The 22,815-nt window shown below is 69.7% G+C and carries 20 protein-coding genes; 10 read left to right on the top strand and 10 right to left on the bottom strand.

All coding sequences use genetic code 11. The features are described from left to right. Nucleotides 1-19 precede the first annotated feature (19 nt). From ACZOOI_RS30355 to ACZOOI_RS30325, 7 genes are all read right to left on the bottom strand, one after another. Nucleotides 20-1,618, bottom strand: a complete 1,599-nt coding sequence (locus ACZOOI_RS30355) for a fatty acyl-CoA synthetase (protein WP_465282772.1) — start codon at nt 1,616-1,618, stop codon at nt 20-22. A 148-nt stretch (nt 1,619-1,766) separates the two neighbouring features. Next, nucleotides 1,767-3,701, bottom strand: a complete 1,935-nt coding sequence (locus ACZOOI_RS30350) for a flavin-containing monooxygenase (protein WP_465282771.1) — start codon at nt 3,699-3,701, stop codon at nt 1,767-1,769. A 562-nt stretch (nt 3,702-4,263) separates the two neighbouring features. Next, the gene (locus ACZOOI_RS30345; RefSeq protein WP_465282770.1) at nt 4,264-5,244 is read right to left on the bottom strand and encodes an LLM class F420-dependent oxidoreductase; all 981 of its coding nucleotides are present in this window, start codon (nt 5,242-5,244) and stop codon (nt 4,264-4,266) included. A gap of 46 nt (nt 5,245-5,290) precedes the next feature. Next, nucleotides 5,291-6,277, bottom strand: a complete 987-nt coding sequence (locus ACZOOI_RS30340) for an acyl-CoA dehydrogenase family protein (RefSeq protein WP_465282769.1) — start codon at nt 6,275-6,277, stop codon at nt 5,291-5,293. Beyond that, nucleotides 6,274-7,437 (bottom strand): acyl-CoA dehydrogenase family protein, encoded by a 1,164-nt coding sequence (locus tag ACZOOI_RS30335; protein ID WP_465282768.1) that lies wholly within the window; start codon nt 7,435-7,437, stop codon nt 6,274-6,276. Before ACZOOI_RS30335 ends, ACZOOI_RS30340 begins: the two co-directional genes overlap by 4 nt. A gap of 1 nt (nt 7,438) precedes the next feature. Beyond that, entirely contained in the window at nt 7,439-8,227 is a 789-nt protein-coding gene (locus ACZOOI_RS30330; RefSeq protein ID WP_465282767.1) for an enoyl-CoA hydratase/isomerase family protein, read from the bottom strand. Between the two features lie 64 nt (nt 8,228-8,291). Continuing rightward, nucleotides 8,292-9,401 (bottom strand): zinc-binding dehydrogenase, encoded by a 1,110-nt coding sequence (locus ACZOOI_RS30325; protein ID WP_465282766.1) that lies wholly within the window; start codon nt 9,399-9,401, stop codon nt 8,292-8,294. A 118-nt stretch (nt 9,402-9,519) separates the two neighbouring features. Between ACZOOI_RS30325 and ACZOOI_RS30320 the strand changes: the two genes are divergently transcribed. Further along, nucleotides 9,520-10,926, top strand: coding sequence for an aldehyde dehydrogenase family protein (locus ACZOOI_RS30320; RefSeq protein WP_465282765.1), 1,407 nt, complete (start codon nt 9,520-9,522; stop codon nt 10,924-10,926). Nucleotides 10,927-10,972: 46 nt separating this feature from the next. On the opposite strand, the gene ACZOOI_RS30315 is transcribed toward ACZOOI_RS30320, so the two are convergent. After that, the gene (locus tag ACZOOI_RS30315) at nt 10,973-11,719 is read right to left on the bottom strand and encodes a FadR/GntR family transcriptional regulator (protein ID WP_465282764.1); all 747 of its coding nucleotides are present in this window, start codon (nt 11,717-11,719) and stop codon (nt 10,973-10,975) included. Nucleotides 11,720-12,161: 442 nt separating this feature from the next. Between ACZOOI_RS30315 and ACZOOI_RS30310 the strand changes: the two genes are divergently transcribed. Beyond that, the gene (locus ACZOOI_RS30310) at nt 12,162-13,379 is read left to right on the top strand and encodes an LLM class flavin-dependent oxidoreductase (RefSeq protein ID WP_465282763.1); all 1,218 of its coding nucleotides are present in this window, start codon (nt 12,162-12,164) and stop codon (nt 13,377-13,379) included. A 148-nt stretch (nt 13,380-13,527) separates the two neighbouring features. Further along, nucleotides 13,528-14,580 (top strand): hypothetical protein, encoded by a 1,053-nt coding sequence (locus ACZOOI_RS30305; RefSeq protein WP_465282762.1) that lies wholly within the window; start codon nt 13,528-13,530, stop codon nt 14,578-14,580. Between the two features lie 140 nt (nt 14,581-14,720). Here the strand turns inward: ACZOOI_RS30305 and ACZOOI_RS30300 are convergent, their stop codons facing one another. Together ACZOOI_RS30300 and ACZOOI_RS30295 are read right to left on the bottom strand one after the other, a co-directional pair. Then, entirely contained in the window at nt 14,721-15,914 is a 1,194-nt protein-coding gene (locus ACZOOI_RS30300; protein ID WP_465282761.1) for a CaiB/BaiF CoA transferase family protein, read from the bottom strand. Nucleotides 15,915-16,056: 142 nt separating this feature from the next. Further along, on the bottom strand, nt 16,057-16,515 hold the full coding sequence (locus ACZOOI_RS30295; protein WP_465282760.1) for a nuclear transport factor 2 family protein: 459 nt from the start codon (nt 16,513-16,515) through the stop codon (nt 16,057-16,059). Nucleotides 16,516-17,095: 580 nt separating this feature from the next. Between ACZOOI_RS30295 and ACZOOI_RS30290 the strand changes: the two genes are divergently transcribed. The 7 genes from ACZOOI_RS30290 to ACZOOI_RS30260 all read left to right on the top strand — a co-directional run bounded on the left by ACZOOI_RS30290 (nt 17,096) and on the right by ACZOOI_RS30260 (nt 22,801). Continuing rightward, nucleotides 17,096-17,269 carry a hypothetical protein gene (locus tag ACZOOI_RS30290; RefSeq protein ID WP_465282759.1) on the top strand — a complete coding sequence of 58 codons (174 nt, stop codon included), beginning with the start codon at nt 17,096-17,098 and terminating at the stop codon, nt 17,267-17,269. A 90-nt stretch (nt 17,270-17,359) separates the two neighbouring features. Further along, the gene (locus ACZOOI_RS30285) at nt 17,360-18,964 is read left to right on the top strand and encodes an ABC transporter substrate-binding protein (RefSeq protein ID WP_465282758.1); all 1,605 of its coding nucleotides are present in this window, start codon (nt 17,360-17,362) and stop codon (nt 18,962-18,964) included. A gap of 211 nt (nt 18,965-19,175) precedes the next feature. Continuing rightward, complete coding sequence (locus ACZOOI_RS30280) at nt 19,176-20,132, top strand: alpha/beta hydrolase (RefSeq protein WP_465282757.1); 957 nt, start codon at nt 19,176-19,178, stop codon at nt 20,130-20,132. 63 nt (nt 20,133-20,195) lie between these two features. Next, the gene (locus ACZOOI_RS30275; protein ID WP_465282756.1) at nt 20,196-20,654 is read left to right on the top strand and encodes a nuclear transport factor 2 family protein; all 459 of its coding nucleotides are present in this window, start codon (nt 20,196-20,198) and stop codon (nt 20,652-20,654) included. Nucleotides 20,655-21,086: 432 nt separating this feature from the next. Continuing rightward, nucleotides 21,087-21,551, top strand: a complete 465-nt coding sequence (locus ACZOOI_RS30270; RefSeq protein WP_465282755.1) for a nuclear transport factor 2 family protein — start codon at nt 21,087-21,089, stop codon at nt 21,549-21,551. After that, entirely contained in the window at nt 21,548-22,006 is a 459-nt protein-coding gene (locus ACZOOI_RS30265; protein WP_465282754.1) for a nuclear transport factor 2 family protein, read from the top strand. The genes ACZOOI_RS30270 and ACZOOI_RS30265 overlap by 4 nt, the downstream gene beginning before the upstream one ends. Nucleotides 22,007-22,048: 42 nt before the next feature. Further along, nucleotides 22,049-22,801 (top strand): glucose 1-dehydrogenase, encoded by a 753-nt coding sequence (locus ACZOOI_RS30260; protein WP_465282753.1) that lies wholly within the window; start codon nt 22,049-22,051, stop codon nt 22,799-22,801. Nucleotides 22,802-22,815 lie beyond the last annotated feature (14 nt).

Below are 22,815 nucleotides of genomic sequence, written 5' to 3'. Positions count from 1 at the left end.
GGATGGGTGATCGGCGGCGTCAATGCGAAAGGCCGTCGCCGGAGAGCGTCGGATCGGCGTAGAGCTCCCGAAGATCTCGTTTGAGGATCTTGCCGCTGGGATTCTTGGGCAACGACTGTGCCAGGACGACGGTTTTCGGAACCTTGAATCCGGCCAGAGCCGCCGCGCAGTGTTCGATCAATTCCGCGCCGGTGGCGGCGGCGCCCGGACGCAGCACGACGGCCGCGGCCACCGCCTCGACCCAGTACGGGTGCGGCACGCCGAAGACGGCGGCCTCGACCACGTCGGGATGCGCGTGCAGGACCTCCTCGACCTCGCGGCCGGAGACGTTCTCGCCGCCGGTGTTGACCATGTCCTTCTTGCGGTCGACGACGTACAGGTAACCGTCCTCGTCGAAGCGGCCCAGGTCACCGCTGTGGAACCAGCCGCCCCGAAACGCCTCGGCGGTGCGTTCGGGGTCGTTCCAGTACCCGTGCATGGTGTGCGGGCCGCGGTGGACGATCTCGCCCACCCGTCCGGCCGGCACGGGGTTGTCGTCCTCGTCGACGACGCGGGTCTCGACGTTGAGGCCCGGACGCCCCGCGGAACCGGCCTTGCGCCGTTGGTCGGCCGGGCCCAGCACGGTCGCCATCGGCGACATCTCGGTTTGGCCGTAGAAGTTGTACAACCCCAACTCCGGCAGCCGACGACCGAGTTCGGCCAGCACCTCCACCGGCATGGCGGCCGCCCCGTAGTAGCCCTTGCGCAGCGAGGACAGGTCCCGGCCGGCGAAGTCGGGGTGGCGCAGCAGGGAGATCCATACCGTGGGAGGGGCGAAGAACTTGGTCACGCGCTCGCGCTCGATCGTCTCCAACACCCGGCCCGGCTCCGGCCCCGGCAGGACGATCGAGGTCGCACCGAGGTGGACGTTCGGCGTGAGGAAGCAGTGCAACTGCGCACAGTGGTAGAACGGCAACGCGTGCAACTCGACGTCGTCGCGGGACATGCCGCCGTCGACGATCACACTCGAGTACTGCGCCATCAGGTTGCGCGTGGTCATCACCGCGCCCTTGGGCCGCGACTCGGTTCCCGAGGTGTACATGATCTGCACGGGATCGTCGTCGTCGATCCGCACCTCGTGCTCTTCGCCCTCCTCCCTGCCGAGGTCGTCCAGCTGGATCCAACCGTCGTGGTCCGTGTCGCCGATGAGCACACGCAGCGGGGCGACTGGCGCACCGCGCCGCAGCGCCTCGCGTGCGGTGTCCAGCAGGTCCTCGCCGGCGATCATGCCGACGGCCCCGGAGTGTTCGAGCACGTAGGCGACCTCTGCGGGGGTGAGCATGAAGTTCACCGGTACCGAGACGGCGCCCAGGCGGGCGAGGGCGAAGTAGGCCACGACGAAACCGTGGCTGTTGCGGGACAGGACGACCACCCGGTCGCCCTTGGTGATGCCGCGGCGGGCGAGGGCGCCCGCGGTGCAGCGCACCTGGGCGTCGAGTTCGGCGTATGTCCGGCGCAGATCGCCTGCGACGATCGCGGTCTTGCGCGGGTTTCGGGCGGCGCTTCGGGCGAGGAGGTCGGCGATGCCGTGGCGTCGCGCCCGCGTTACGTCGGTGGGCAGGGGGCGCTCGATGGTCATGGGAGTGCTCCGGTCGAGGATGCTTCGGGTCTCGGAGGCTGCGTCGTCGTGCGGCGCGACGCGCCGCCGCGAGGTGGCGGCGTGAGCCGGACGGCGCCCCGGCCCGGGAAGGGGGCCCTGACGGGCGCGGGCGGCCTGGGCAGGTGGGTCAGCTCAGGATGTATTCGTCTTCCTGCGGCGCGCGTGTCATCCACCAGTAGTCGACCAGGCGCCAGGGGTTGGAGACGACCACGCGCCCGGAGCTGTTGCGGTAGTAGCCGCGGACGGAGGGGTGGCTCCAGACGAGGCCGTCCAGGGCTCGGTCGACGGTCTCGTTGTAGGCGTCGTGGGCCTGTTCGGTGGGTTCGATGGCGGTGGCGCCGCGGGCGTGCATGAGTCCCAGGCAGCCGAGGATGTAGTTGACCTGTGTCTCGGTGATGATGTTGACGCCGGCGCCGTGGTTGGGGCCGGAGTTGGGGCCGCCGATGACGAAGAAGTTGGGGAACCCCGGCACGGTGACCCCGCGTAGGGCCCGTGGGTCCTCCTCGCCCCAGACGTCGCGCAGGGTGATGCCGTCGCGTCCGGTGATGTCGATGCCGTCGAGCATGGGCAGGAGGTGGTATCCGGTGGCCAGGACGACGACGTCGACCTCGACGACCTCGCCGTCGGCGGTGGCCAGGCCCTCGGTGGTGGCGTGGGTGATCGGGGCGGTCTCCAGGCGGACGTGGTCGCGGCGCAGCATGCGGTACCAGTCGCAGTCGCGCAGGATGCGCTTGCCGAACGGCGGGTAGGTCGGGACGGCCTTCTCGAGCAGGTCGGGGCGTCCGTCGAGTTCCTCGCGGGCGTAGGCGAGAAGCCACTGACGGGCGTCCTCATTGGCCTTGGACACCGATTCGGTCATGGTCCAGTCGGGGTCCACGACCACGCGGGGGTAGTTGCCGTCGGCGGTGATCCAGTAGGTGAGAGTGCGGAACCACTCGGCGTAGAAGGGGACGTGCCGCATGGCCCAGCGGGCGCCGGCGGGGACGACGAGGCTGTCGGCCCGGCGCGGCATGATCCACGAGGGCTGACGCTGGAAGACGGTCAGTTCCCGGACCCGGTCCACGACAGCGGGGCCGAGCTGCATGGCGCTGGCGCCGGTGCCGATCAGGGCGACGCGCTTGCCGGTGAGGTCGACGTCGGGATCCCAGGCGGCGGTGTGGATCACCGGACCCGCGAACTTGTCCAGGCCGGGGAAGTTGGGGTGCATCGGGGCCTGGAAGAACCCGATGGCACTGATGACGGCGTCGGCCCGCTCCGTGTGCTCGACACCGTCCGGTCCGCGGCTGGTGACGGTCCAGCGGCGGGTGGTCTCGTCGTAGCGGGCGCCGGTGACCTCGGTGTCAAAGGTGGTGTTCTCGCGCAGGCCGTGGGCGTCGGCGCAGGTGCGCAGGTAGTCCCACACCACCCGGCCGTTCGAGTAGTACTCCGGCCAGTCGGGGTTGATCTCGAAGGAGAAGGAGTAGAAGTGGCTGGGGGTGTCCACCCCGATCCCCGGATAGCGGTTGGCCAGCCACGTTCCGCCGACGTCCGCGTTGCGGTCGTAGACGCGGTAGCTGTAGCCGGCCTCGGCGAGCTTGATGGCCGCGCACATGCCGCTGAGCCCCGCGCCGATGATCACCACGTGGAAGTCGTTCGGCGGGGTCGCGCGGACCTCGGCGGGGACGGCCTCCCGGGCGCTGAAGCCGCCCTGCTCGCGCAGCAGCGGAAGGAACTCCGCGTCGACCGGCTCGCCGACGCAGACGGAGGCCATGCGCTGGAACAGCTCGTCGGGCAGGGGCTGGTCGGCGCCCGGTGACGCGGGACGAGTCAGCGCCTCGGCGAGCAGGTCACGGGCACGGGCCGCAAGGCCGGCCTTCTCGGCCTCGCCTGTCGTCGGCGCGACGGCCGGGGCCAGCTCCTCCAGGAGCCCCGCGTCGCGGGTGAGCTGGATCAACGACATCAACACGATGCGTGGGTCGGCCTGCTCCAACTGCCGTCGGACCTCGGCCCGATCGGTCCGGGGCAGGGGGAGAGCCGCGGCGCGGGGGCGCGGATACGCGGCTTCGACGGTGGGCGTGGGCATGGGGGCCTCCGGGAGCGTGGTGCCTCGATCGCGGTCGGCCGGAGCCGGGAATCATCCCGCTGGCTGACCAATGAGGATGTTCAATAGACACTCTGTCCAGCGAGCAAATGATGCCCACCCAGGCGACAACTGTCCAGAGCCACCCGCCGAACACCGGACTGTCGGGGTCTCAAATTTGTGTACCTGGCTATCGAAATTCACTGGGCAACCCGTTTCGGAGAACTGCGCCACATGGCCGTCGGAGCCGGGCGGTCGTTGCGCGGCGGATCCCCGGTCAATGAACTTTGAGTTCCGCGCCCCCGGTCGCCGGGGTTGCGGCCCGTGCGCATGACCACGGCCGGGAGTGCCGCAGCGGCCGGCGCGCACAAGCCCGTGAGCCGGCCGGAGCCGGTGTACAGCTGGGGGATGTCGGTGGTGACCGTGCCCTGCGCGGTGGTCGACTGCGGCGTCATGCGGAAGGTGTGTGCGGACGGCACCGCCGTTGTGACGGTGGTGCCCAGGGCCGCGCCGGACGACTGCGCGACGGCGAGCAGCCTCGGCCGCCTTGTGTACCCGGGTCGCGTCAGTCGCCGGTGGTGCCTCGCGGGGCCAGGGACAGGGCTGCGGCCAGCGGGTCGGCGTTGGGGCGCGGGTCGACGAGCATGACGACCGGGACGGTGACGCCGTTGTCGACGTACTCCCGGATCCGGCGCCGGCAATGCTCCGGTGGGCCGTGCACCAGCAGTTCGTCCACCACCTCGTCGGGCACCGCGGCGAGGGCTCCGTGGCGATCGCCCGCGGCCCAGGCCCGCCACATGGGTTCGAGCGCCTCGGTGCGGCCGAGCCACCGGTGGAACGCGGCGTAGCCGGGGACGTTGAGGTAGGAGGTGATCATGCGGCGAAACGTGGCCCGGGCGAGGTCGGCGTCGTCGAAGGGGGAAACGAAGATGCGCGCGACGATTTCCTTGCCCGGACCGCTGTCGTGCACGTACGGGACGACCTGCTTGACGTCATCGGGGGAGAGCCAGTTGATGATGGCGCCGTCGGCCTCGGTGCCGGCCAGGCGCAGCATGCCCGGACGCAGCGCGGCGAGGAGGAGGGGTGGTGCCTCGCGGGGTGGGCGCGCGAGGCGAAAACCGTCGATGGCGAAGGTCTCGTACTCGCGGGCGACCCGGGCCCCGGTGAGCGCCTCGCGCAGGAATCGCAGGGTGTCGCACACGCGTTGGTAGGGCCGGTCGAAGGGGACGCCGTTCCATTGCTGCACGATCGGGCGGGAGGCGGTGCCGAGGCCCAGGTGGAAGCGTCCGGGTGCGAGTTCGGCCATGGCGGCGGCGGTCATCGCGAGCGTCGCGGGTCCGCGGGTGTAGGGGGACACGATCGCGGTGCCGAGGTGGAGGTCGGGTGCTCCGGTGGCGGCGAGAGCCAAGGGGGTGAAGGCGTCGAGTCCGTCGACCTCGCAGCTCCAGATGTCGGTGTATCCGGCGGCGGCCAACTCCGCTGCCATACGGGGGTGTTCGGTGAGCGGGGCGGTCATGGGCATGGTCATGCCGAAACGGGTGGGCACGGGTGGTTCTCCTCGCGTGCGGTCGGGTGGCCGGCGGGGTGGGCGTTCAGCCGGTGAGTCGTTCCCACAGGTCGATCTCGCCGCCCGCGATCGTGTCGGCGCCCAGGTGTCGGGCCCAGGTTTCCTCGTCGCCGTCCTCGTCGCGCCAGGCCCACAGTCGGGTGGTGAGGGGGTGGAGCGCGTACTCGCGGGTGACTCCCATCGCCCCGTGGAGTTGGTGGGCGTTCCGGGTGACGGTGTCGGCGGCCGACGCGGCGACGACACGGGCGACCGCCGCGGCGGCAAGCACGGTCTGGGGGTCCTCGGTGCCGGCGTGCAGGTCCACGGCGCGGTCGACGGCGGCGTCGACCTGGAGCCCGGTGACCTTGATGGTCGCGAGGGAGGCGGCGACGGCGGGCACGTCGATGAGGGGGCGCCCGAACTGTCGGCGTTCCGCCACGTATGTGCGTGTCAGTTCGTATGCCCCTGCACACGCTCCCGCCAGAGCGGCGGCGCGCAGCAGCGCGACCCGGGCCCGGATCGCATCCGCGACGGGCGCCCCGGCGAGGCCGGCGAGGGGTACATCGCCCAGGTCGACGGAGTCGCGCGGTTCACCGGCCAGGTTGGTTCCCTCCTCCACCTGGACGCGCCGTCCGGCGAGGTCCGCGTACCGGACAACGTCGTCCGGGCCGACCACGACCAGGCCTGCGGCGCGGCGGCCCCAGGGCACGGCCGGGAGCGGGGCGCGGGTCGTGGGCCGGCCGGCGAGGACGACCACGAGGGGCCCACCGGTGGGGAGCGGCTTGCCGGCGAGGGTCAGCGTCCAAGCGGCCACGGCGTGTTCGGCGACCGGTACGGACGCCGCTCGGTGGGCGAATCGCCGTACCACCGTGGCCAGGTCGGCGAGGTCGCCGCCGGATCCGCCGTTGCCCTCGGGAACGCCAATGGTGTGCAGGCCCAGTTCGACGACGGTGTCCCAGAGCCGGTCGGGGTCGCGGGGGTCGGCGGTGATGTCGTCGACGAGGTCGCGCAGTTCGGCATGGACATCGGTCATGTGCGGGTCTCCTGCCTGGCGATCAGGGACAGCAGCACATCGGCGGCGCCCCCTCGGATGGTGAAACCGGGCGAAGCGAGCAGCGCCTGCTCGAACGCGGCCCGCAGCGCGGGGCCCGGGACGCGGTGGTAGACGCGGCGCGCGAAGGCGACGACGTCGTTCTCGAACGCGTTGCCGAGGTATTTGAGCGTGGCGGCTTCGACCGTCGGGGCGTGGCCGTCGTCCACCCGACAGGCGACGTCGAGCGCCAGTCGGCGCAGTGTGGCCAGGCGCGCGGTGAGCCGGCCGAGGTCGGTGTGCAGGTCATCCGAAGGCGTGGAGCCGCCCGCGAGGGCTTCCACGCACCAGGCCAGCAACGGATACGTCGACAGGATGCGTTCGGGGCCACCGCGTTCGAAGGAGAGTTGCTCCACGACCTGGCGCCAACCCTCGCCGACGGCGCCGAGCACGCGATGGGCGGGGACGTGGACGTCGGTGAAGTTGATCTCGTTGAAGTGGTGCTCACCGGCGAGGTCGACGATCGGGGTGACCTCGATGCCGGGTGTGTCCATGTCGACGATGAACTCGGTGAGGCCGTGGTGTTTGCGTTCAGTGCGCGCGGTGCGGGCGAGCAGGTACGCGTGGGTGGCGTGGTGGGCACCGGTCGTCCACATCTTGCGTCCGTTGATCCGCCAGCCGCCGGGCGTCGCCTCGGCCGTGGTACGGACGGCGGCGAGGTCGGATCCGGCGTCGGGTTCGCTCATGCCGAGGCAGAAGACGGCCTCGGCACATGCGATGAGGGGCAGGATCTCGGCGCGCAGCTCCGGGCTGCCGTGGCGCAGGAGAGCGGGGCCTATCTGGCGTTCGCCGATCCAGTGCGCGGCGACGGGTGCGCCTGCGCGCAGGAGTTCCTCGGTGACGGCGAGGCGGGCGACCTGCCCGAGGCCCGCGCCGTATTCGGTGGGCCAGGCGAGGCCGAGCAGGCCGCCGCGGGCGAGTTCGCGGCTGAAGTCGGCGTCGAAGCCGCGCATCCAGTTGTCGCTGCGCGGGGTGTAGCGGCCTTGGCTGCGCCATTGGGTGGTGAGGTCGCGGACCTGGCGGCGCAGGTCCGCGACGGCGGGGCCGGTCACCGGCCGGCCGTTCGTCACGACGGTCGTCGAACGTTCTCGGGTGGTGGTCATCTCACTTCCCCGTGTAGGTGCCGGGGCGGCGGGTGCGGAACGCTTCCATCGCCTCGTGGGAGTCGGCCGTCGAGGTCATCACGGCCTGGTGCGAGGAGATCAGGTCGAGCGCGGTGCGCAGGTCCTGGCGTTCGCCCTCGCGTACGGCGCGTTTGATCAGTTGCACGGCCAGCGGCGGGCGGTCGGCGAGTTTGAGGGCGAACTCTCTTGCGGCCTCCTGGAGTCGGTCGTCGGGATGGACCGCGCTGACCAGGCCGAGAGCGAGCGCCTCCGGTGCGTCCACGAAGTCGGCCGTCCACAGCAGGCGCAGGGCGGTGGCGGTGCCGACGATGCGGGGCAGGTACCAGCAGCCGCCGTCGCCGGGTACGAGGCCGACGCGGACGTAGCCCTCGCAGAAGCGGGCCGATTCGCCGGCGATCCGGATGTCGGCCATCAGCGCCATGTCCATCCCCGCGCCCACGGCCGCGCCGGCCACGACCGCGAGGTAGGGCTTGGTCAGCGCCTCCGCCGCGAACGCGACCTGGTGGATGCGGGACATGAGTTGCTTCTCCGCGAGGGGGGTGCGCTCGCGTTCGGCGAAGGCGTCCAGGTCCACCCCCGAGCAGAACGTGTTTCCCGCGCCCGTGACGAGGACCACGCGGACCTCTGGGTCGGCCTCGGCCCGCCGAAGGGCGTCGGCCCAGGCGTCCACCATCTCCAGCGTGAAGGCGTTCTTGTGGTGGGGGCGGTCGAGGGTGATGGTGGCGATGTGGTCGGTGAGGGAGTAGTCGAGTTCGTTCGGGCTGCTCATCGAGTCCTCGGGTTCGGAATGGGTTCGTGGGTTCGATCACGCGGGTTCCGGCGGTGGGCGGTGTTCAGGGCACGATCGCGGCGCGGACGACGTCGCGGTGGTCGGCGGCTCGGAACGCTTCGTTGATGGCGTCCAGGGGAAAGACGGTGCTTTCGGTGAACCGCTTGGGCAGGCGGTCGTGGACGGCTTCGAGGAAGGCCAGGCTCTTGCCGAGCGCGGAGGGTTCGTACAGGGAGACGCCGATGACGCTCTTGTTGGTCATCGTCAGTCGGGACGGGTCCGCTTCGTAGGTGCGCCTGGCGCTGATGTTGCCGACGCTGAGATAGCGGCCGAAACGGCCGAGCATGCGGATGCCCTCGTCGACGACGGCCGGTGATCCGACGAGTTCGACCACGATGTCGGCGCCGCCGTCGGTGAGACTCTGAATCTTCTTGACCCGGGCACGTTCGTCGGTCTCGGTGGTGATGTCGATGGTGGTGTCGGCGCCCATCTCGCGGGCGAGTTCGAGACGGTCGGCGACGGCGTCCACCACGATCACGCTTCGGGCGCCGCGGGCCTTGGCCAGGGCCGTGGCGTACAGGCCCAGGCCGCCGGCGCCCTGGACGACGACGGTCTCCCCGAAGGCGAGTTGTGCGCGGTCGAGGCTGTACATCACCTGCGACAGCGCACAGTTGGCGCCGGAGACGACCTCGTCGGAGAGTGTGTCGGGCACCGTGTAGAGCAGCGCGCCGGGCGGCAGGACGAAGTAGTCGCCGAACGCGCCGACGTAGTAGGGCGGTTCATCGGCCGCGGCGAGCATGGCCATGCGCAGCCGGGTGCATCCGGCGCTGCGCCCGGAGACGCAGTACCGGCAGACGTGGCAGCTGAAGAAGTACGGGAAGACGACGCGCGTCCCGAGTTCCAGGGGTTTGCCGTCGGTGTCGCGGCCGGTGCCCTCGCCGAGGGCGGCGACGCGTCCGACCATCTCGTGCCCGAGGACGGTGGGGAGTTTGCCGCCGAGTCCGCGGGTGTTGAAGTTGCCGTGCCAGGCGTGCAGGTCGCTGCCGCAGACGTTGGCGCGGGTGACCCGGATGAGGATCTCGCCGGGGAGGATCCCACGTCCGGCGAGCGAGACCTCCTGGATCTCGAATGGCTGCTCGGGAGCGTCGAACCGGGCGATGCGTCCTTCGAACATGGTGGGTGATCCGCCTCTCGATGCTGGACGAGCCGCATGCTATCTATGTACATGGAATAGATCATTGACCCGAAGAATCGTCAAGCCGTCGCATCCGTTCACCATCGGGAGAACCTTCATGCCGTCGACCATCTACCTCGACGGAGGCTTCCGGGACTCCTCGTCCTCGGCCACCGTCCCCGTGATCGACCCGACGACCGAACAGGTCTACGACCACGTGCCCCGGGGCACCGCACAGGACGCGGACGCCGCCGTAGTGGCCGCCCGCCGCGCGGCCGACAGCTGGGCGGCGACCCCACAACCCGAGCGCATCGCCCTCGTGCGGACGCTGCGGGACACGCTCACCGCCCGCGCCGACGAGTTGACCGCGGCTGTCGTGCGGGACGTCGGCACCCCGGTACGCATGGCCCACCCGTTGCAGACGATGCTGGCGATCGGCGCCGTGGACGACTTCCTCGCCGCGGCGGAGGGTGTCGAGGAGCCGTGGAAGGTCGCGAACTCGCTCGTGCACCGCCGTCCCGTCGGCGTGGTCGCGGCCATCACCCCCTGGAACTATCCGCTGCTCCAGATCGTGGCCAAGGTGATACCCGCGCTGCTGAGCGGCTCGACCGTCGTACTCAAACCGAGCGAGGTCGCCCCGCTGGTCCCGCACCTTCTCGCCGAGGCGGTGGATGCGGCCGGTTTCCCGTCGGGGGTGTTCAATCTTCTTTCCGGCCTCGGCTCCGAGATCGGCGACGCGCTGGTGCGTCACCCGGGGGTGGATATGGTCTCCTTCACCGGTTCCACGGCGGCCGGCCTGGCGGTGAACGCGGCGGCAGGGCTCAAGCGTGTGCAGCTCGAACTCGGCGGCAAGTCCGCCTCGTTGGTCCTTCCGGGCGCCGACGCGGTCACGGCCGCCCGGGCGGCCGTGAACAGTTGCTTCCTCAACTCCGGCCAGACCTGCCTCGCGCTGACCCGGCTGCTGGTGCACCGTTCGCTCTACGTCGAGGCGGTGGAAGCTGCCACCGCGACCGCCGCCCGCTTCACCCTCGGCGATCCGGCCGACCCGGCCACCAAGCAGGGACCGCTGGTCTCGGCCGCCCAGCGCGACCGCGTCCGGGGATTCATCGAGCGCGCCACCGCCGACGGCGCCCGACTCACCGTCGGCGGCGCGCACCCGCCGGACGGCCTCGAGCGCGGGTTCTTCGTGCGCCCGACCGTGTTCGCCGACGTCGCACCGGGGTCGGAACTCGGGCAGGAGGAGGTCTTCGGCCCCGTTCTTGCCATCACGCCCTACGACGACGTCGAGGAGGGCGTGCGGATCGCCAACGGCACCCGGTACGGTCTCTCCGGCGCGGTGTGGGGTCCGGACCGGGAGAGCGCCGCCGCCGTGGCGCTTCGGCTGCGCACCGGGCAGGTCGACGTCAACGGCGGACGCTTCCACACCGCCGCCCCGTTCGGCGGCGTGAAGTCCTCCGGACGCGGCCGCGAATTCGGCCGCGCGGGATTGGAGGAGTACTACGAACTGCAGTCGCTCCAGTTGTGAAGGCGGCGGGCCCCGGCGCGCGGGTCGCGGCCGGGGCCGCGAGGACTCAGTACGTCCACTCGACCGGGCGGCCCATCAGGTCCGGGTAGCGGCGGCGCCAATACCGCTCCGCCTCCTCCAGATGTTCGCGCATCGCCGCTTCCGCGGCGTCCGGATCGCCCGTCCGCAGTGCTGCCACGATGGCCTCGTGAGCTGTGGCGACGGCCGCCTGCTTGCGTGCCGAATAGGCCACGCCAACCCGCACGCCGTCCGCCAGCGCCTTGAGCGAACTGGCGAACACGTCCAGCACCACGCTGCGCGCCGCCTCCGCGACCACGGCGTGGAATCGCTGGTTCTGAGTCGCGAACACCTGCTGGTCGCCGGGGCTGCCCCGCAGCAGGCGTACCGTCTCGTCCAGTTCGTCCACCTGTTCCGGGGTGATCCGCTCCGCCGCCCGCCGGGCGAGCATCGGCTCCAACGCGCGACGCGCGTCCGCGACGTCGCCGAAGGAGGCGCCCTCGATCTGGAGCAGGAGACTGAGCGACTCCCCCAGACTCTCCTTGCGCGGGTGTCGCACGACCGGCCCGCCCCCCGGACCGCTCTTGAGCACGATCAGCCCGCGCGTTTCCAGAAGTCGCAGCGCCTCGCGCACGGTCGGGCGGCCGGCCTCGTAGCGCAGCATCATCTCCTGCTCGTTGGGCAGGCGGTCGCCCTCACGGAGGGAACCGGTCAGGATCGGCCGGGCCAGAATCTGGGCCAGCCGTTGCGACGCCTTGGGCCCACGCCACGACCTGTCCTCGATGTTCGTGCTCATACCAGCCCGTTCCCCGGCGAACACCGGCAGCGCATCCGATCCGACCTATTCCTGTACAGGAAAGAGTAGCGCGCGGCGTTCGATGCCTCTCGGGGCGATCGCGAACGATCAGGGGTGGCAAGTCGCGTCGGCGGATGGCAAGCTTTCACGTAACGGCAACACAAAATTGATGGCCCGGAAACCGGCGGCTTCACCCGCATGACCTCGGTCACACGGTCCATCCCGTTGACCTCGTCCTCCCGTCGTCCTACTGTGCCGGGAACCACCGCCCCGACGGGCTGCTCCCGGAGCCTCGCAGGCTTCGAACCCCTGTCCCCGGTGTACGCCTTCACCGGTGGTGGGGCTCTCACACGGTCGGGGTCCTGCCACGGTCGAGCGGGATCGTCCGCTTCGATCGCCGGGCGCGGTCGCGCCTACTCGTTCGTCCTCAAGGAGGCTCCTCGTGGAGTTCGGCATCTTCCTGAACGGTTTCACCCCGGGCCCGGCCGCGCACGACCGCGCCTCCGAGCACCTCGTGCTCAAGCGGGAGATGGACCTCGCGATCGAGGCCGACAAGCACAACTGGAAGTACGCCTGGTTCGGCGAGCACCACGCCCTGACGGAGTACAGCCACATGTCGGCCCCCGAGGTGGTCATCGGCTACGTCGCCGCCAAGACCGAACGCATCCACCTCGGCACCGGCATCAATTCGCTCTCGCCGCGCAAGGAGCACCCGGTCCGCTACGCCGAGCGCGCCGCGATGATGGACCACATCACCGAGGGTCGCTTCGAGTGGGGCACCGGCCGCGGCGCCGGCAGCCACGAAATGGCCTCGTTCAACATCCTGGACAAAGACTCCACCAAGGCCGAGTGGGACGAGGTCGTCCACGAAATCGTCCGCATGTGGGAGCAGTTCGACTACGGCCACAACGGCGAGTCCTTCACGGTCCCCGGCAAACGCTCGATCCACCCCAAGCCGTACGGCCACTCGCACCCGCCGATCTGGGTCGCCTGCGGCAACCCGGCCACCTTCGCCAAGGCCGGCTCGATGGGCATCGGCGCCATCGCCTTCAACTTCGAACCCATCCACAACCTCAAGGGCCGCATCCAGGCCTACAAGGAAGCCGCCGAGAACCCGGTCGAGATCATCGGCGACTACCAGAACAACAACGTCATGATGACCAACGGCGTCGTCTGCCTGTCCGACCGGGGGCGTGCCCGCGAGATCGCCATGTCCCAGGGCGGCGGCTACCTGGTGACCCTGGTCAACCTCTACCACGACACGATGCCCAAGTCCCCCGACGCCATCACCTGGCCGGCCCCGCCGGTGGACCTGCGGCAACTCGGCGGCGAGGAACTGCTCGACCAGCTCATCGCCGGCGGCTATCTGCTCTGCGGCACCCCCGAGGAGGTCTGCGAGCAGGTCGAGGCGTATCAGACCGTGGGCTGCGACCAGTTGGTCTTCGGCCTCAACGGCGGTATGAATCACGAGGAGAACCTCGAGATGATCGAGCTCTTCGGCGACAAGGTCATCCCCGAGTTCGACAAGAACCCGGAACAGTCCACCAAGGCGATGCGCCGCTCCGGAGTGCGCAAGTACCCCGAACTCAACGAACCCGTCGACCCGAACCTGCGGGTAGAGGTCCTGCCCGCGTCGGCGATCCTCCCCCTCCGGGACTGATCTCCCTCGGCCGATCCCAAACGCCGAATGTGGCCAGTCGCTCCGCCCGACGGGCCGACGGGGGACCGGCGCCGGGTCGGAATCCGTGTACGGACTGGATATGCACAGGCGGCCGCCGAACTGGGCCGCCCGGAAAGGGAACCACACGATGAGCCGGACCCTGACACAGCTGAACGACATCCTGCGACCGGTGGCACCGCCCAGGGTGCTGGAGGGCCTGTACACTGACGACCAGCACGCCCGGATCCTCGACGTCCTCAAGCAGCGAGGCCCGTGGCAAACGATCATCGCCCAGACCTTCGACTCGATCGAGGAACTGGTGGCCACCTCCAGCGGCCCGGACAACGACCAGGTCCTGAACCTCACGCTCGACGACGTCGCCGGCGCCCACTTCCGCGGGTTCTTCGCCCAGAACTCCACGGTGCTGTATCCGGAGCTGGAGGACTGTTTCTACAACTCCCGTTTCCTGGACCTGGCGAAGGCCTACTGGGGCGGCGAGTACGCCCGACCGACGATGATGCTATTCAACCTGTGCGGCCCGCACCACAGCGGACTCACCTCGCACCTGGACGCGGTCACCTTCCGCGGCATCCGCTACGAGAACACCCCGACGTGGCTGATGAACGTCATGGGCCGCTCGGGCCTGTTCACCGACCACCTGGTGAAGATGGCCCAGGTGATCACGTGGTGGTACCTCGGCGAGAACGGCACCTTCACCTACTGGCCGGACGGGCCGCACGGCGAGCCCAAGCGCCTGGACCACCCGCTGTGGAACAAGGGCGTGGTCGTGCAGAACGAGGCGATGTTCCACCGGGGTGATCCGGTGGGCCGCCCCGACGAGCGCGACACACCCGGCCTGAAGAACCGCTCACTCCTGGGCTGGGACGCTTCCCGCGACGACTGGGCGATCACCACCGACGGCGAGGCGATCCGCCGCTACCGGCCCGAGGAGATGCGCCTGCTCGTCCACTGGAACGCCGAGGTCTACGCGGACCGCGACGAACTGAAGAAGAACATGGACCACACCGACGACCTCACCCACGACATCGTCTTCGAACGCCTGCTGGCGGACCTGCGAGCCCGGGGAGTCGAGGTCGCCGAACCCTCGGACCCCGTGAACGACAAGGACTTCATCCGCGCCCTCATCGCGACCTATTCGATCGCCCCCACCACCGACTGGGCCATACCGGGGCAGGTCTGACCCGTCCCGCGGAATCCGTGCCCGTCCGCCCCTCCTGCCGGGAGCGGGCGGGCCCGCCGCGCGGGTTCGGCGGTCGCCTGCCCCCTCGCACAACCGCGCCCACCCGCAGCGGAATCCGCTGCGGGTGTTTCGTGCACCCGCTACGCGGGAGTGTTCAATTCCTCCGTGTGCTCACCGAGCAACGGCGGAACACGGCGGACCGGAGGACGACGGCCGTCCAGGGTGAGGGGCGAGGTGACCAGACGAACCGGGCCCGCCGAATGGTCGACCTCCCGAACAAGATCACCCCCGGAGATCTGCGACTCCGCGAACACCTCGTCAAGGCGGTTCACCGGGGCGCAGGGCACGCCGGCGGCCTCCAGGCGCTTTCGCCAGACCGCGGTGCACGCCCGGACGAAGACGTCCGCGAGCAGGGCGTTCAACTCCTCGCGATGGTGCTGCCGGTCACTGTTGCTCGCGAACCGCGGGTCGCTCGGCAGGTGTTCGAGGTCGATTGCCGTGCACAGAGCCGCGAACTGGCGTTCGCCGGTGGCGCCCACGATGATCTGCCCGTCCGACGTCGGCATCGGGCCGTAGGGGACGACGTTGGGGTGTCCGTTGCCCAGCAGCGCGGGCACGAGGCCGCCCACGAGGTGATTGGCGCCCTGGTTCACCAACGCCGCGACCCCGCATTCGAACAACGGCACTTCCACCCGCGCCGCCTGGTGCCCGTCGCGCACCCCCAGAAGCGCGCCCAGCGCCCCCACTGCCGCGTACAGGCCGGTGACGACGTCGACGACGGGGATGCCCACCTTCACCGGCCCGGTCTCGGGGTGCCCGGTCACCGACATGAGCCCTGATCGCCCCTGAGCCATGGCATCGTAGCCGGGCAGGTCGGCCAGCGGGCCGCCCGAGGCCGCGCCTCGTACCGACACCCAGACGGCGTGGGGGCTCGCGTCGCGCAGGTCGTCGAGTCCCAGGCGGGTGAGTTGGCCGGGCAGGAAGTTCTCGATGACGGCGTCGCATGCGCCGACGAGGCGCCGCACCGCGCGTGCCCCGTCCGTGGAACGCAGGTCCAAGACCACCGAGCGGCGATTGCGGTTGATCGCGAAGTAGTAGGCGGCGTCGTCACCGTGGAAGGGCGGTCCCCAGCGGCGGGTCTCGTCTCCCTGGGGCGACTCAACCTTGATCACGTCCGCCCCGAGGTCGCCCAGGACGGTCGCGGCGAGCGGGCCGGCCAGCACCCGCGACAGGTCCAGGACGCGTATCCCGGCCAGCGGAAGAGTCGGATCGGTGGTGGTGTCGCGGGGCCAGCCGTCGTCGGACGGGGGACACGAACGAGAGTTGTCGCGCATCTTCTTCCTCACGGACGGGGACGGCGGACGGGATCGCCACGGACGGCGGCCGCCCACCAAGGAGCGCTCGTCCCGATGATGGAAGGAGTGTCCGTCGGCCGTGGCGTCCCTCCCGAGCACGGTCCGGGCGTGATCCGCGGGTTCAGGCCCCCGCTGCGGCTGCGGGCGCCGCGAGGTCGGGCGGTGTCTGGGGGCTGTCCATGGTGAACTCCCTCCGGTTGATTCGCCAGCCGGTGTCGGTTCGGACGACGTGGTCGACGAAGCGGCCGGTGGTGTTCACGCTGACGCCGCCCTCGGCACCGGTGCGCAGCATGCCGGCGAGGTAGTAGTGCACTGCCGCCCCTGCGTCCGTGGGCTCCGTCCAGAGGTTGGCCACGGTGTGCCACACATGGCCGCCTGTCCAGGCCTGGGTGTCGCGGGCGTGGCGAATCTGCGCCTCGGCACCGCGATATTCCCCGATGCCCACCAAGACGGTCACCACATCGGGGGTGAACAGGGCCGCCAGGTCGTCGTATTCGGCGTAGTCCGAGTGGTGACAGAAACGCGCGGGTAGTTCGGCGATTTCCAGGCGGTCCTGCAGGGACAGCTCGACGTGCGTCATGGTGCGCATGCTCCCGCTCTCACGTGCGGCCGCATCGGGCGGGCACGGCCGGGATCGCGGCTGTCCCGACCGACGCGCCCGAGATTATTCGTGGAAGTTACGCGAATTTACCGGGCGCAACAAGAGGGTCGTCGCGAAGAACCGTCGTCCGTGCCTTTCCCTCCAGGGCGCTCCGGACACCCCGGACGTGGACCGTCACAATCGTGGGCCGCCACCCACGGGCCGCAGCGCCCGGCGGATGATCACCGTCCTGGGCCTGGTCGGCGGAGCGACAATGCCGATCGTGAGCATCTCGCCGACCTGTACGGCAAACGTCGCGTCATGCCGGCGGGCAGCGTCTCATTCCTCGCCGGATCCCTGCTGTGCGCGACCACGGACGACTGGATCCTGTTCCCGATCGGCCGCCCCCTTGCAGGCGAATTGTTTCGCCCTGACCGCCATCGCGGTCGGCCTGCTCCGCGACCCGGTGCCCCGCCGATACCTGCCCATCGCGATCGGCGCGCCGGTGGCATGTCGCCGATCAGGATGCTCGCCGGCCTGGGAACAGCGGTCCCGGCTGCGCGCACGGCTGGTAGCCAGCATGGCGCTGCCGACCGTGTCGATGGCGTTGCCGGCGGGCTTCCACGGCTCGTGGACCCCGGTGATGCTGGTGATGCACAGAATTTGTGTACTGGACTATCGCAATTGTTCGGTCCACACTCGTGGCGCGATCCCGGGTGCCGACGAGCCGGAACAGCCGATTCCGACCCGGTAGCCCGAGCATGCGCCGCTGCACGCTGCCGGCGATGCGTTGTCCCGCGACGGCCGAACAGCCGCCGTGTTCTCTTCTGTCGAGAGGATGCTCGTGTTCAGGAGACGCACCAGAGCCACCCCCCGGACTTCCGCCCCAGGCTCCCGCAACCGCGCAAGGTTCTGGGCCGCGGTCACCGCTACCACGGCGCTCGTCTCCGGCTGCGGATCGGGTGGCCACGAGAACCGGGCGCCCGACGGTGCGCCGCGCGCCGGCGGCAGCATCGATATCGTCACTCTCCAAGACGCGGCGACCCTCGACCCGTTCACGGCTCTCAAGTCCGCGTTGGGGGACTCACCGCGCCTGGACGCCCTCTACGACGGTCTCGTCTATATCGACGCCAAGACCGGCGCCCTGCGACCGCAACTGGCCGAGTCCGTCGCCATGACGCCGGGAAATCCGTCCGAATGGACGGTCAAAATACGTCCCGGGGTTACCTTCACCGACGGTTCCGCCTTCGACGCGGAGGCGGTGAAGTTCAGCTGGCAGACCCAGGCGGATCCCACCGTTCGGTCCTATCGCATACTCGCGGCGACAGGATTGACACTCACTGTTGCCGAACCGCTCGCCCTCAAGGTGACGTTGCCCGCGCCAAACACCGCCTTCGACCGGGTGATCGCCCAGGAACTCAACTGGATCGTCTCGCCGACCGCATACCGCGCGGACCCCAAGGGTTTCGGCACCAAGCCCGTCGGCGCCGGCCCGTTCAAGCTCCAGCAATGGGTGCGCGGCAGCCGGATGACGATGGTCAAGAACCCGACGTACTGGGGCGGGCCCGCCCGCCCGCATCTGGACCGGATCACCTTCGATGTCGTCGCGGAGGAGAGCCAACAACTCGTCAACGTCACATCCGGCCGGGCGCAACTACTGAACTCGTCCAACGGCGCCAACATCGAACGGGCGCGGAACGAGAAGCTCGACGTCGACGAAACGGTGTCGGGTGGTGGGCAGTTCGTCACGTTCAACACGACCCGCCCCCCGTTCGACGACCCGCGAGCGCGTCGCGCCGTGGCTCTCGCACTCGACCCGGCCGACATGGCCAAGACCCTGCGCAACGGATACGTGCCGGCGCTTGGACTCTCGCCGTCCCAGAGCCCGTTCGTCGCCCCCGGTGCGGACCAGCCGCGACCCGACAAGGCGGAGGCACAGCGTCTGTTCGACCAACTCGCGGCCGAGGGCAAACCGATGAACTTCGGGTACCTCGTCCCCCAGGCCCGCAGTTCGATGCAGGTCGCGGAATACTTCCAAAGCCGCCTCAACCAGTTTCGCGGGGTTCGGATGACCATCGAGAGTCTGGATTACTCCGCCTACGCCACGCGGTACGGCATCCAACGCCATTTCCAGGCGAGCCTGTCACAGCAATGGTGGGCGCACCCGGAACCCAACCTCTACAACCTCGTGCACTCACAGAGCCCCCAGAACTACGCCGGCGTACGCAGCCCCGAGATCGACGCGGCCCTGACCCGAGCGCGGAGCAGCCAGGACGAGGACGTGCGCCGGCAGGCGTACAGCCAGGTCCAACAGATTCTCTCGCGCGAACTTCCCTACTGGGTGTATGCGCAGTCCACCGTCGCGGTGATCGCGCAATCGAAGGTCACGGGCGTGGTCCAGGTCAACGACGGCACGTATCTGCCCGGCGAACTCGCCCTGACCGGCTGAGGAAGCGGTGCGGGCGTCACGGTCCCGCAGCGGGCGCCCGCGCCCCATCGATCGTGCACGAGGAGGAGACGCGACCTCGCCCGTGGCCGGCGATGGATCCCATCACTCTGGACGTTGATGCCGGCCTCATGGATAATCTGGCTTCTCGCAAGACATCGTGTCCACTCAATCGCCGCACCGTTGCGAAGGTTGCGACACTACAGGAGGCGCAATGGTGGAACCTCGGTCGAGGCGGTACGTCCTGGTGCCGGAACTGGCCCGGATCATGGACGGGGTGCTTCCGCTTCCGAAGATCTCCGAGGCGAGCCTCTCCGCGATCCGGCGGCGGGTCGAACAGGCCGCCGCGGCGCAACCGCGTCCCGTCGTCCACGCCGTGACGGATCGCACCGTGCCCGGCCCGGCCGGACCGATCCCGGTCCGCGTCCATCAGCCCCGGCCGGCCGAACGGCTGCCGGTCCTGGTGTTCGCGCACGGCGGCGGGTGGTCGATGTGCAGCATCGAAACCCATGACGGACTGTGTCGGGAGATCGCCAAGCGCAGCGACTGCATCGTCGTCTCGGTCGGATACCGACTCGCTCCGGAGCACGTCTTCCCCGCCGCAGCCGAGGACTTCTACGCGGCGGCGCGCCGGATCGCCACGCACGCCGATGAGTTCGGCGGGGACCCCTCCCGCGTCACGGTCGGCGGCGACAGCGCGGGTGCGAACCTCGCGGCCGTGGCCTGCTTGATGGCGCGGGATCGAGGTGGTCCCCGGTTCGCCTTCCAACTGCTCGCCTACCCCGGATTGGACGCACTGTCGCAGTGCCCGTCCGCGACCGTGAACGGCGACGCGCCCATGCTCAACCGCAAGAGCGCCCAATCGATGTGGCGCACGTACGCCGGGGGAGCGGATCTGCGCCACCCGTACCTGTCACCGCTGCACGCCGAGGTCCTGTCCGGCCTGCCACCTGCGCTGATCGTCACCGCCGAATTCGACCTGGGCGTCGACGACGCCCGCGCCTACGCCGACGCGATCGCCGCCGCGGGCGGCACCGCCGAACTGCTCGTGGTGGAAGGCGTGGTGCACGGGTTTCTCTCGTACTACGCCCAGGTGCCGGTCGGTTCGCAAGCCCTCGACCACGCGTGTGCCGCGCTGCGCGCCCCAGTCGACCACACCACATCTCGCTGACGGCGAGCCGTACCCCCATTTCCCGTAACTGACATCATCCCGGAAACAAGAAGAGAGACAACCATGCACGACCGCTTCGCAGTCCACGAACTCATGCATCGCTGGTGGTTCGCCTACGACGAGGGCCAGTTCGACATCTGGCCGCAGATGTTCACCCAGGACGTGTGGTTCACCTCGCGCACCGACACCGGCAAGCATCCCTACGAGGCCTTCATTGCCTCCGACAACCGCGGGCGCGACAAGGTGCTGGCCTGGCAGAAGGAACACCGGCTCGCAAGCCCGTACCCGCTGCGGCACAACGGCACCAACATCCACGTCGACGGAGAGACGGGCGAGGAGGTCTCCATCGCCTCGTACATCCACGTTACACAAATCGTCGAACAACTGCCTTCGGCAGTGGCGAGCGGCATCGTGCGAGCCGTCGTTCGTCGAGAAGGAGACGTATACCGCTTCGCGGCCGTACACGTCGTCCTCGACACCGTCGACTCCGTTGCCTTCGCCGAACGTTCGGTCGATTCCTGACCCCGCAGGTCCCATGGCGCGAGTGACAAACGGTGCGAGCCGTCACCCCCCGAACCCAAGCCTTCCCGGCTCTGCGCGAGCAGCCTGTCGGCCTCCAGGTGATCCTAGGGGATCGCCTCACCGTGCCGTAGGAAACCATCCAAGGGACTGACAGACAGCAATGCCGCCCCCGGGGGGCGGGTCGCCCGGCTTGCGCCGCGTCACCGGCGACGGCGAGCCGCTCGTTGTGGGTGACGCGGCCTCCTGCGCCGAGGCGTGCCGCACGCTCGTGTCGGGAGGGAACGCCGATCGTCCTGCACGGTCGGGGTCGGGGAACGGTGAGTCGGCGCCCGCCGCGGGTCCCGAGCGGGCGCGGACGTTGAACTTGTGGTGGGGCGTCGCCACGGCGCCTCTGCTCGAATCGAGTGTCGAATATTTGTCACGGAGGTTGGTGTGTCTCTTTCCGAGCCCGAACAGGTGGCTGAACGTCTCGGCGTCATCGAGGACGTCAAGCAGTTGAAGGCGCGCTACTTCCGCCTCATGGACACCAAGGACTGGACGGCAATGCGCGAGGTGTTCACCGACGACGCGCGCATGGACATCGACGGCTACGTCACCGACGGCGGCAACGCGATCATCGCCTTCCTGGCCGGGGCACTGGCCCAGGTACGGACCGTGCACCACGGCCACATGCCGGAGATCACCGTCGCCGACTCCGACCGGGCCGGCGGTATCTGGGCGATGTACGACTACGTCGAATTCCCCGGCGACGGACCGGAGCCCCAGGGCTTCCACGGATTCGGCTACTACCACGACGAGTACCGCATCCAGGACGGCGCGTGGCGCATTGCCGCCACGCGCCTGGAACGCCTGCGTCTCGACCCGTTGGCCGGCGGCCTCCCGCAGGTGTCGGTATGACCCCGTCGGAGGCGTGCCTCGCGACGGCCGAGGCACGGCACCGCCTCGACGTCGCGGACCTGGTCAACGCCTACGCCGACGCCCTCGACCGTCGCGACTGGGCCGCCCTGGACGAGGTGTTCGCGCCCGATGTCCGCGCCGACTACAACGGCCGGTACGCCATCATCGGCCGGGACGCCGTGGTGGAGATGATCCGTACATACCTCGACCCGTGCGGGCCCACGCAACACCTGCTGGGGAACCACCGCGTCGTCGCCGACGGAAACCGGGCGCGGGTGTCCGTCAAGATGCGCGTCCACCACATCGGCGCCGCCGAGCGCGCGGGACTGACCTACGAATGCTTCGGCTGGTACCACGCCGAGGCCGGCCGCACCGCCGGCCGATGGCGCATCGACACCTGGCGTCAGGAAGTAGCCGCCGAACTCGGCACCCACGAGGTCTTCGTCGGGGTCTGAGATTGCGGCCCGGGACCATCCGAACCGACCCAAGGAGTCTCCATGGCCAACCTGCACGGCAAGGTCGCCATCGTCACCGGCGCCGCCCGCGGAATGGGCGAGTCACACGCCCGTCACCTCGTCGCCAATGGCGCCGCAGTCGTCTTGGCGGACGTGCTCGACGTCGAGGGCGACAAGGTCGCCGAGGACCTCGGGGCCCAGGCCCTGTACGTCCACCTCGATGTCACCAGTGAGACCGACTGGGAAGCCGCCGTCGAAGCGACCCTGTCGCGTTTCGGCCGGCTCAACGTGCTCGTCAACAACGCCGGCGTCCAGCCCGTCGGCCTCATGGCGGACACCACCGTCGAAGAGTTCCGCCGCTGCCTCGACATCAACGCCGTCGGCCAATTCATCGGCATCAAGGCCGTCACCGACGCGATGACCGCGGCCGGCGGCGGCTCCATCGTCAACATCTCCTCCACCAACGGCTTCGTCGGGGTCAAGGCGATGTCGGCCTACACTGCGAGCAAGTTCGCCGTCCGTGGCCTGACCCGCTGCGCCGCCCTCGAACTCGGCCACTTCGGCATCCGAGTCAACTCCGTACACCCGGGCGGCGTCGCCACGGCCATGACCCAGGACCCGGCCTGGGAGGGACAGGACCAGAACGCGTTCTTCTCCACCCTCCCCGTTCCTCGCATAGGCCAGCCCGTCGACATCTCCCGCATGGTCGCCTGGCTCGCCTCCGACGAGGCCGCCTACGCCACCGGTGCCGAATTCACCATAGACGGAGGCATGCTCACCGGTGGTGGGTACTGATCCCAGCGGGCCCG

The organism is Embleya sp. L77 (assembly GCF_055557415.1).
The sequence above is the reverse complement of the archived record's forward strand: the minus strand, read 5'-3'. Positions and strand labels throughout refer to the sequence as shown.

Bases quoted from the DNA above. Each gene is read 5' to 3' on its own strand.
- ACZOOI_RS30340 (WP_465282769.1), bottom strand. From the start codon at position 6,277: ATGACCGATGTCCATGCCGAACTGCGCGACCTCGTCGACGACATCACC.
- ACZOOI_RS30315 (WP_465282764.1), bottom strand. From the start codon at position 11,719: ATGAGCACGAACATCGAGGACAGGTCGTGGCGTGGGCCCAAGGCGTCG.
- ACZOOI_RS30290 (WP_465282759.1), top strand. From the start codon at position 17,096: ATGGCGCTGCCGACCGTGTCGATGGCGTTGCCGGCGGGCTTCCACGGC.
- ACZOOI_RS30355 (WP_465282772.1), bottom strand. From the start codon at position 1,618: ATGACCATCGAGCGCCCCCTGCCCACCGACGTAACGCGGGCGCGACGC.
- ACZOOI_RS30300 (WP_465282761.1), bottom strand. From the start codon at position 15,914: ATGCGCGACAACTCTCGTTCGTGTCCCCCGTCCGACGACGGCTGGCCC.
- ACZOOI_RS30275 (WP_465282756.1), top strand. From the start codon at position 20,196: ATGCACGACCGCTTCGCAGTCCACGAACTCATGCATCGCTGGTGGTTC.
- ACZOOI_RS30350 (WP_465282771.1), bottom strand. From the start codon at position 3,701: ATGCCCACGCCCACCGTCGAAGCCGCGTATCCGCGCCCCCGCGCCGCG.
- ACZOOI_RS30335 (WP_465282768.1), bottom strand. From the start codon at position 7,437: ATGACCACCACCCGAGAACGTTCGACGACCGTCGTGACGAACGGCCGG.
- ACZOOI_RS30305 (WP_465282762.1), top strand. From the start codon at position 13,528: ATGAGCCGGACCCTGACACAGCTGAACGACATCCTGCGACCGGTGGCA.
- ACZOOI_RS30265 (WP_465282754.1), top strand. From the start codon at position 21,548: ATGACCCCGTCGGAGGCGTGCCTCGCGACGGCCGAGGCACGGCACCGC.
- ACZOOI_RS30260 (WP_465282753.1), top strand. From the start codon at position 22,049: ATGGCCAACCTGCACGGCAAGGTCGCCATCGTCACCGGCGCCGCCCGC.
- ACZOOI_RS30320 (WP_465282765.1), top strand. From the start codon at position 9,520: ATGCCGTCGACCATCTACCTCGACGGAGGCTTCCGGGACTCCTCGTCC.
- ACZOOI_RS30325 (WP_465282766.1), bottom strand. From the start codon at position 9,401: ATGTTCGAAGGACGCATCGCCCGGTTCGACGCTCCCGAGCAGCCATTC.
- ACZOOI_RS30330 (WP_465282767.1), bottom strand. From the start codon at position 8,227: ATGAGCAGCCCGAACGAACTCGACTACTCCCTCACCGACCACATCGCC.
- ACZOOI_RS30295 (WP_465282760.1), bottom strand. From the start codon at position 16,515: ATGACGCACGTCGAGCTGTCCCTGCAGGACCGCCTGGAAATCGCCGAA.
- ACZOOI_RS30280 (WP_465282757.1), top strand. From the start codon at position 19,176: ATGGTGGAACCTCGGTCGAGGCGGTACGTCCTGGTGCCGGAACTGGCC.